Annotated in this window: 9 protein-coding genes and 1 pseudogene; 3 read left to right on the top strand and 7 right to left on the bottom strand. The window is 69.0% G+C overall.

The genetic code is table 11. The features are described from left to right. Together nadB and nadA are read right to left on the bottom strand one after the other, a co-directional pair. Positions 1 to 1,155 (bottom strand): L-aspartate oxidase (gene nadB, locus DQP56_RS20860; RefSeq protein ID WP_112688702.1); only part of this gene is annotated, 1,155 nt, incomplete at its 3' end. Beyond that, positions 1,155 to 2,207 (bottom strand): quinolinate synthase NadA, encoded by a 1,053-nt coding sequence (nadA, locus tag DQP56_RS20855; RefSeq protein ID WP_112688698.1) that lies wholly within the window; start codon positions 2,205 to 2,207, stop codon positions 1,155 to 1,157. The genes nadA and nadB, both read right to left, overlap by 1 nt. 46 nt (positions 2,208 to 2,253) lie before the next feature. On the opposite strand from nadA, the gene DQP56_RS20850 reads away from it, so the two are divergent. Continuing rightward, positions 2,254 to 2,946, top strand: a complete 693-nt coding sequence (locus tag DQP56_RS20850) for an NUDIX hydrolase (RefSeq protein WP_112688696.1) — start codon at positions 2,254 to 2,256, stop codon at positions 2,944 to 2,946. 43 nt (positions 2,947 to 2,989) lie between these two features. Next, positions 2,990 to 4,327, top strand: coding sequence for a lipase family protein (locus DQP56_RS20845; protein WP_112688694.1), 1,338 nt, complete (start codon positions 2,990 to 2,992; stop codon positions 4,325 to 4,327). On the opposite strand, the gene DQP56_RS20840 is transcribed toward DQP56_RS20845, so the two are convergent. The 3 genes from DQP56_RS20840 to bioB are packed head-to-tail and all read right to left on the bottom strand — an operon-like array spanning position 4,293 to position 6,183. Continuing rightward, positions 4,293 to 4,949: a DUF2567 domain-containing protein gene (locus DQP56_RS20840; RefSeq protein ID WP_112688692.1), complete on the bottom strand. Its 657-nt coding sequence runs from the start codon at positions 4,947 to 4,949 to the stop codon at positions 4,293 to 4,295. The genes DQP56_RS20845 and DQP56_RS20840 overlap by 35 nt on opposite strands. Beyond that, complete coding sequence (gene bsaP, locus DQP56_RS20835; RefSeq protein ID WP_112688690.1) at positions 4,946 to 5,185, bottom strand: biotin synthase auxiliary protein BsaP; 240 nt, start codon at positions 5,183 to 5,185, stop codon at positions 4,946 to 4,948. The genes DQP56_RS20840 and bsaP overlap by 4 nt, the downstream gene beginning before the upstream one ends. Continuing rightward, positions 5,185 to 6,183, bottom strand: coding sequence for a biotin synthase BioB (bioB, locus tag DQP56_RS20830; protein WP_085084498.1), 999 nt, complete (start codon positions 6,181 to 6,183; stop codon positions 5,185 to 5,187). Before bioB ends, bsaP begins: the two co-directional genes overlap by 1 nt. Before the next feature lie 100 nt (positions 6,184 to 6,283). Here bioB and DQP56_RS20825 point away from each other — a divergent pair, with 100 nt between their 5' ends. Further along, positions 6,284 to 6,859 (top strand): TetR family transcriptional regulator, encoded by a 576-nt coding sequence (locus DQP56_RS20825; protein WP_112688688.1) that lies wholly within the window; start codon positions 6,284 to 6,286, stop codon positions 6,857 to 6,859. Positions 6,860 to 6,871: 12 nt separating this feature from the next. On the opposite strand, the gene DQP56_RS20820 is transcribed toward DQP56_RS20825, so the two are convergent. Together DQP56_RS20820 and DQP56_RS20815 are read right to left on the bottom strand one after the other, a co-directional pair. Continuing rightward, positions 6,872 to 7,312 (bottom strand): SRPBCC family protein, encoded by a 441-nt coding sequence (locus tag DQP56_RS20820; protein ID WP_112688700.1) that lies wholly within the window; start codon positions 7,310 to 7,312, stop codon positions 6,872 to 6,874. 111 nt (positions 7,313 to 7,423) lie between these two features. Next, positions 7,424 to 7,849 (bottom strand): annotated as a pseudogene (locus tag DQP56_RS20815) (hypothetical protein); the annotation flags it as partial.

Below are 7,849 nucleotides of genomic sequence, written 5' to 3'. Positions count from 1 at the left end.
CCCCTCCAGCAGGCTGTTGGAGGCCAACCGATTCGCGCCGTGCATGCCGGTCCGGGCCACCTCGCCGGCGGCGAACAGCCCGGCCAGCTCGGTGCGGCCGGTGACATCGGTGACGACGCCGCCGCAGCTGTAGTGTGCCCCGGGCACCACCGGGATCGGTTGGCTGACCGGGTCGATACCGGCGTCGTGGCAGGCCGCGGTGACGGTCGGAAACCGGTCTGCGAAGCCGGCGATCCCGCGGGCGTCGAGGTAGACGCAGGCCTCGCCGGTCTCCCGCAGCCGGGTGTCGATGGCGCCCGCCACCACGTCACGCGGCGCCAGATCGCCCATCGGGTGGACCCCGGCGGTGACCGAGTCCCCCCGCGCATCGATCAGTTTCGCGCCCTCGCCGCGCACCGCCTCGGTGACCAGCGGGCGTCTGCTGCCGGCGGCGTCGCTGTAGAGCATGGTCGGGTGAAACTGGATGAATTCCAGATCGCTCACCGCGGCCCCGACCCGCAGCGCCAGAGCCACGCCGTCCCCGGTGGCGCCGGCGGGATTGGTGGTCGCGCGGTAGAGCTGACCCAGGCCACCGGTGGCCAGCACCACCGAGGGGGCGTGGATCACCCCGATGCCGTCGGCGTTGGCCACCAGCACGCCGGTGACCGTGTCGGCATCACGCAGGATCTGCAGCACCAGCTGACCGTGACGGATGTCCAGGCCGGCCGCGGCATGATCCAGTGCCCGCTGCACCTCGGCTCCGGTGGCGTCACCGCCGGCATGAATGATGCGCCGCCGCGAATGCCCGCCCTCGCGGGTCAGCGCCCAGTTGCCGACGAGATCCTGGTCGAATTGCGCACCGGCACCGGCTAATTCGGAGACCGCGCGATAGCCGTCGGCGACAATCGAGGTCACCGCGTCGCGGTCGCACAGTCCCGCACCGGCGGCCAGCGTGTCGGCGACATGGGCCGCCACCGAGTCGTCGGTGCCCGGCAGCACCACCGCGATCCCGCCCTGGGCGTAGTGGGTCGCGGTCACCGCGTATCCGACGTGGGCCTTACTGAGCACCACCACATCCCGCCCGGCACGGCGTGCGGCGCGCGCGGCGGCCAGCCCGCCGACCCCGGTGCCGATGACGACAACGTCGGCACGCTGCTGCCAGCTGGGGCCACCGATCACTTGCTGACCGGGGCCGAGTGCCCGATCGAAACCATGCGCTGCACGCTGCGGGCCGCCAGCCGCGCGGTCTCGGGGTCGACGTCGACCTCGTCGGCGCCCTCGGTCAGACTGCGCAGCAGGGCCGCGGGAGTGATCATCTTCATGTACTTGCAGGCCGCCTTGGAGTTGACCGCCTCGAAGTCGACCTGCGGTGCCGCCTTTTGCAGCTGGTAGATCATGCCGACCTCGGTGGCCACCAGCACCTTCTGCGCCCGGGTGCGCCGGGCCTCCTCGAGCATGCCGCCGGTGGACAGGATCTTGACCCGCTCCTCGGGGAAGTGGCCCTCGCCGACCAGGTACAGCGCCGACGTCGCGCACCCGCATTCGGGGTGCACGAACAATTCGGCATCCGGGTTCGCCCGGGCCTTCTCCTCGAGGTCGTCGCCGTTGATCGCCGCGTGCACGTGGCACTCGCCCGCCCAGATGTGCATGTTCTTGCGCCCGGTGACCCGCGCGACGTGCTGGCCCAGGAACTGGTCGGGCAGGAACAGCACCTCGCGGTCCGGCTCGATCGCGTTGACCACGTCCACGGCGTTCGACGACGTGCAGCAGTAGTCGGTCAGCGCTTTGACCGCCGCCGTGGTGTTGACGTAGGACACCACCACCGCGCCGGGGTGGTCGTCGCGCCAGGCCTGCAGGTCCTCGGCGGAGATCGAATCGGCCAGCGAGCAGCCGGCCCGGGCGTCCGGGATCAGCACCGTCTTGTCCGGGGACAGGATCTTGGCGGTCTCGGCCATGAAGTGCACGCCGCAGAACACGATGGTGTCGGCGTCGGTCTCGGCAGCGATGCGGGCCAGCCCGAGGGAGTCCCCGACGTGGTCGGCGATGTCCTGGATCGGCGGCAACTGGTAGTTGTGCGCCAGGATCGTGGCGTTGCGCTGTTTCTTGAGCCGGAGGATCTCGGCCACCCACTCCTGGTCGGGCTCGATACCGCTGTAGCCGGCCGGGGAGTTGATGATGCGGCCGGCCAGGCTGCCCGCCTGCACACCGGGGTCGGTGAGGGTGGTCATGCGCGACTCCTCTCGCGGATTAGGTTTTCGACTTACAATCGAAAACATGGTTCATACTAGCACCGCGCATGAGGTGCTCACCGCGGTCTTCCAGGTTGGCGGCCTCGACCGGCGCCGCCCCCGGCTCAACGTCCTGCTCTGGCAGCGCGCCCGGGAACCCCAGCTCGGACGATGGTCGCTTCCAGGTGGACTGTTGCGGAACGACGAGGATGTGACCGCCTCGGCTCGCCGCCAGTTGGCCGAGAAGGTGGACCTACGTGAGATAGCCCACCTTGAGCAGTTGGCTGTGTTCTCCGACCCGCGCCGGGTGCCGGGGGTGCGCACCATCGCCTCGACCTTTCTGGGCCTGGTCCCCTCCCCCGCCGACCCCGAACTGCCGGGCGACACCCACTGGCATCCGGTCGACGACTTGCCGCCGATGGCGTTCGACCACGCCACCATGGTGAGGCACGCCCACAGCCGGCTGGTTGCCAAGATGTCTTACACGAACATCGGGTTCGGCTTGGCCCCAACCGAATTCATCCTGTCGACGCTGCGTGACATCTACAGCGTGGTGCTCGGATACCAGGTCGACGCCACCAACCTGCAGCGGGTGCTGGTGCGCCGCGGGGTGATCACCCGCACCGGCACCACTGCCCGCTCCGGGCGCAGCGGGGGCCGACCGGCCGCCCGCTACCGATTCACCGACTCCGAGCTGCGGGTCACCGACGAATTCGCAGCATTGCGGCCGCCAGGGTGAGTCGGACTGGCTTCTTAATGCCTTCTTAAGAGACAATGGCGGGATGGACTTGGACAACCTGGCCCGCGAAACGTCTGTCGAGTGGATCGGACAAGCCCCCCACCAGGCGCTGCAATCCGGAGAACGCCCGCTACGGCTGGCCGAGGACCCGTTCTATGAGCCGCCGGCCGGCTTCCAGCACGCCGTCGCCGGCACCGTGCTGCGCTCGCGGGAGGTTGAGCTGGCCTTTTTGGGTCTGATCCCCCAGCAACTGGTCGCCACCCAGCTGCTCTACCGGACCGTCGACCGCAACAACGTCCCGCAGGCCGCGGTGACGACGGTGCTGGTCCCGGCCAACCGCGATCGCAGCCGCCCCTGTCCGATCGTGTCGTACCAGTGCGCGATCGACGCGGTGGACAGCCGCTGCTTCCCCTCCTATGCGCTGCGCCGGCACGCCAAGGGGTACGGCTCGTTCACCCAGCTCGAGTTCGTGCTCATCGCCGCCACCCTGGCGCAGGGCTGGGCGGTGTCCATCCCCGACCACGAGGGACGGGACGGCCGCTGGGGGGCACCGTACGAACCGGGTTACTGCGTGCTCGACGGGGTGCGCGCCGCCTTGGGTGCCGAGCGACTGGGGTTGTCCCGCGACGCCCCGGTGGGCTTGTGGGGCTATTCCGGCGGCGGTCTGGCCACCGGCTGGGCCGCGGAAGTGGGCGGCGATTACGCGCCCGAACTCAACATCGTCGGTGCGGTGCTCGGGTCGCCGGTGGGCGACCTCGGGCACACCTTCCTCGGGTTGGACGGGACGTTCTTCTCCGGGCTGCCCGCGGTGATGATCGCCACCTTGGCGAAGATCTACCCCGACTTGCAGAAGGTGATCGACGATCACGCCACCGCCGAGGGCAAGGCATTGATGCGTTCACTGGAGTCCATGACCACGGTCGGCGCCATCATGCGGATGCACCACAAGTCACTCGCGGAGTTCATCGATCGGCCGCTCCAGCACCTGGTGGAACTGCCTGCGGTACAACACGTCTTCGAGGACACCAAGCTCGGTAACCATGCCCCGAAACCGCCGGTGTTGATGCTGCAGGCCGTTCACGACCAGGTGATTTCCGTCGTGCACATCGACCACTTGGCGGAGGCCTATATCGCCGCCGGCGCCCGGCTGACGTATCACCGCGATCCGCTCAGCGAGCACATTCTGCTGCACCCGCTGTCGGTGCCGATGGTGCTGGACTGGTTACGTGACCGGTTCGCCAACCGGCCGCTGCCGGCAGGCGCGGTGCAGAGCCAGTGGCCGACGCTGCTGAACCCCAAGACCTACCTGGGCCTGGCGCGACTGGGCCTGGTGGCGGCGCGGGTGATCACCGGTGGCGCGCTGCGCCGCCTTCCACTGTGACGGTCGGGGCCGGCGCCAACCGCCTCGCCGGTTCGGGCGGATAGCCGCCCAGGTCGTCGTGGGGGCTCCAGGTGGCGCACAGGCCGTACACCAGCGCCGCCGTCGCCGCCGGCAACAGCAACGTGGCCGCGATCTGTAACGGCGTGTGCCCGAAGAACACCGGCGGGCCCTCCACGACGTAGTGCACCCGATGCTCGGGAGACACCGGCGCACCGTCCACATCGATCACGCCGTAACGGTGCCGCACCACCGCGCCGCCGAGCAGCATCGCCAGCGCCGCGCTCGCGGTCAGGCCCACCGACAACCCGGCGACCATGCCGGGGCCCCGGTGGGCACGCCACTGCCAGGCGAGCGTGGCCGCCACCACCGCGATCACCCCCAACATCCCCAGCAGCAGAAACGGTGCGACGAAGAAGTGGTCGGCCTCGTTGCCCAGGTAGGCCTGTACCCGCTCACCGCCCCGGGTGAGTGCCACCACGCCGTGCACCGGTGGCGCGATCCATGCCCACAGCGCTCCCACCGGCAGCCCGGCGATGGCCAAGCCGGCAGCGAGGATCAGCCACGCCCGCCAACGGCTCAGCCGCGGTGCGGCAGGGTCCGACGGTGCAACCGGAGCCGTCATCGCCGGGTGTCCAGGTCGGCAGAATCCACCAGGCCGTGCCGAGAACACTTGGCCCACCAGCCGTCCGGGCGAACCTGCACCATCATCCGGCGTCCGCAGGCGCCGCAGTACCGCGGCGGCTCCAGCCCCAATTGGGCGGCCGTGGGCAGCGAGCCACCGGCGGGATCGTCGCGCTGCACGCCCGTGTAGACGTTGTAGACGCCGGCTCCCACCGGAGCGGGCAGGTCACGGACCATCAGAGGGTGGCGTTGAGCGCCTTGATCGGCATCTGGAGGTCGTCGAGCAGCTCCAAGTCCGTCTCGGCCGGACGGCCCAGCGTGGTCAGATAGTTGCCGACGATGATGGCGTTGATACCGCCCAGGATGCCCTGCTTGGCGCCCAGGTCGCCCAGGGTGATCTCCCGACCGCCGGCGAACCGCAGCATGGTACGCGGCAACGCCAGCCGGAACGCGGCGACGGCGCGCAGCGCATCGGCCGCCGGCAGCACCTCCAGGTCACCGAACGGGGTGCCCGGACGCGGGTTGAGGAAGTTCAGCGGCACCTCGTCGGGGTCCAGCTCGGCCAGCTCGGCGGCGAACTCGGCGCGCTGCTCCAAGGTCTCGCCCATGCCCAGGATGCCGCCGCAGCAGACCTCCATGCCGGCCTTGCCGATCATCCGCAGCGTCTCCCACCGCTCCTCCCAGGTGTGGGTGGTGACGACGTTGGGGAAGTGCGAGCGGGCGGTCTCCAGGTTGTGGTTGTAGCGGTGCACGCCCATCGCGGCGAGCTGGTCCACCTGCTCTTGGGTCAGCATGCCCAGTGAGCAGGCGATCTGGATGTCGACTTCGTTGCGGATGGCCTCGATACCGGCCGAGACCTGGGCAAGCAGCCGCTCGTCGGGCCCGCGCACCGCGGCCACGATGCAGAATTCGGTGGCGCCGGTCTTGGCGGTCTGCTTGGCCGCCTCGACCAGGCTGGGGATGTCCAGCCACGCGCTGCGCACCGGCGAGGAGAACAGCCCCGACTGCGAGCAGAAGTGGCAATCCTCCGGGCAGCCACCGGTTTTTAGGCTGATGATGCCCTCGACCTCGATCTCCGGTCCGCACCAGCGCATCCGCACATCGTGGGCCAGCGCCAGTAGCTCCTCGAGCCGGTCGTCGGGCAGCCGCAGCACCTCGAGGACCTGATCGGCCCCCAACGCCTCGCCGCGCTCCAGAACCTGTTCACGGGCCAGCGCCAGGATGTCGTCAGTCATGCGCGCCGCTCCTCCTCATCGCTTCGCTGTTCATCGTCGCCGCCGCGGGTCACGCGTGCTGCCCCCGAAACTTGAACGGTGTTCAGGTTAGGGTAGCGGGGTGCAGCTGCACAAACTTGACGTGGTCGCCGCGGCGGCCACCATCCTGGACGACTACGGCATCGCCGACCTGTCGATGCGCCGGGTGGCGCGCGAGCTGAACGTCAGCCCCAGCGCGCTGTACTGGCATTTCGCCAACAAGCAGCAACTGCTGGGGGCGGTCTCCGACCGTGTGCTGGCGCCGGCCTGCGTCGACCCCGGGCCGGGCGGCTGGCAGTGGCGGATCCAGACCGTGGGTGAACGCCTGCGGGATGCGCTGCTGTCCCACACCGACGGCGCCGAACTGGTGTCGGCCAGCATGGCGGCGGGTCAGTCCCGGGCGGCCACCGACATCCTGGCCCTGCTGGCGGAGGCGGCGACGGCCGCAGGCGTGCACCCGGATCAGGCCGGGCAGGTCGCCCGCACCGTCGTCTACTACGTCTTGGGATTCACCGCCGACGAACAGTCCCGCCTGCAGTGGGACGCCGCCGGGGCTGCCGAGATCACGCCCGAGGCCGACCCGGGCAGCGCCTTCGCGTTCGGGCTGGGATTGCTGATCGACGGGCTGACGATGCGGGCCGGAGCGACACTCGGCTAACAATGGCGCGGATCAGCGCGTCAAAGCGCGTTCCGCAGTGCGGGTCACACTCACCATCCCAGTTCGGACGAGTGGCGCAAACAGCCTCGTGAGGAAATTGCTCAGCACTGGAGTTTTCAGCTGGAATGTTGAGGTCCAAAAAACTTCGGTGCCGCCAGGAATCTCTTGGAAGGTTATCGATCCCCCGACGTGCTGAATGCGGGGAATCGACGCCAGCGCCTCATACGCCATGAAACGCGGCCGCTCGAATGCGGTGACTACTTCGGTCACCTTGGATCCCACGCTGGCGAATTCTCGAACGGAGCCAACACCATGGGGCTCGGGTCCATCGGCAGGACGAACCCGGGAGTAGAACATTCCGGGCACGGAGGCCCAGTTCGTCCCATCGGCAATCCAGTCGAAAACTTCGTCGACGGGTGCCGCGATCGACCGTCGCATGCTCGCTGTTTGCATCGGCGTCATCCTTCGATCTGCATAACCCGCCGTCGGGCTACCAAGTATTGCGCGTGGAGCCGGTGCTTCGCCCAGTTAATCGCTGGCGTGAGGTAGATGGAAAGCACCCCGTCAGAAGGGCGGCGGGTCGTCGTCTGCGGTGGCGTCGCCTTGGGGAAACCAGACGGCTTCGAAGGCGGCGCGTCGTGCTTCGCGAGCCTTGCGGTTCTGGTTGCGTTCGGTAGCGATGCGGGCCGCGCGGTGTTGGGCGCGGGTGCGCCGTCGGCGGGGCATCATCGCGGTGCGATCGCCACAGCGGTCATCGTCACGTGGCTGCGGTGCCGGTAGTTCTGCGGTGGGTGCACACAAGCCCGGGAACAGCCACGCACTGCCCGGGGTGGTGACGTAGGTCTGCCCCGCCGGCGAGGTCAGGATCACCGTCCCGTCCGGCAGTTGCTGATCGCGCCAGCCCCAGAATGTCTTCACCAAATGATGTGTGCGGCAATAGCATTTGAGATTCGAGGGATGGGTGAGTCCGCCGGCGCCACGAGGAATCGT

Source organism: Mycolicibacter senuensis (assembly GCF_003284925.1).
Classification (GTDB): Bacteria; Actinomycetota; Actinomycetes; order Mycobacteriales; family Mycobacteriaceae; genus Mycobacterium; species Mycobacterium algericum_A.
This window is presented reverse-complemented; position numbering and strand designations above follow the sequence as displayed.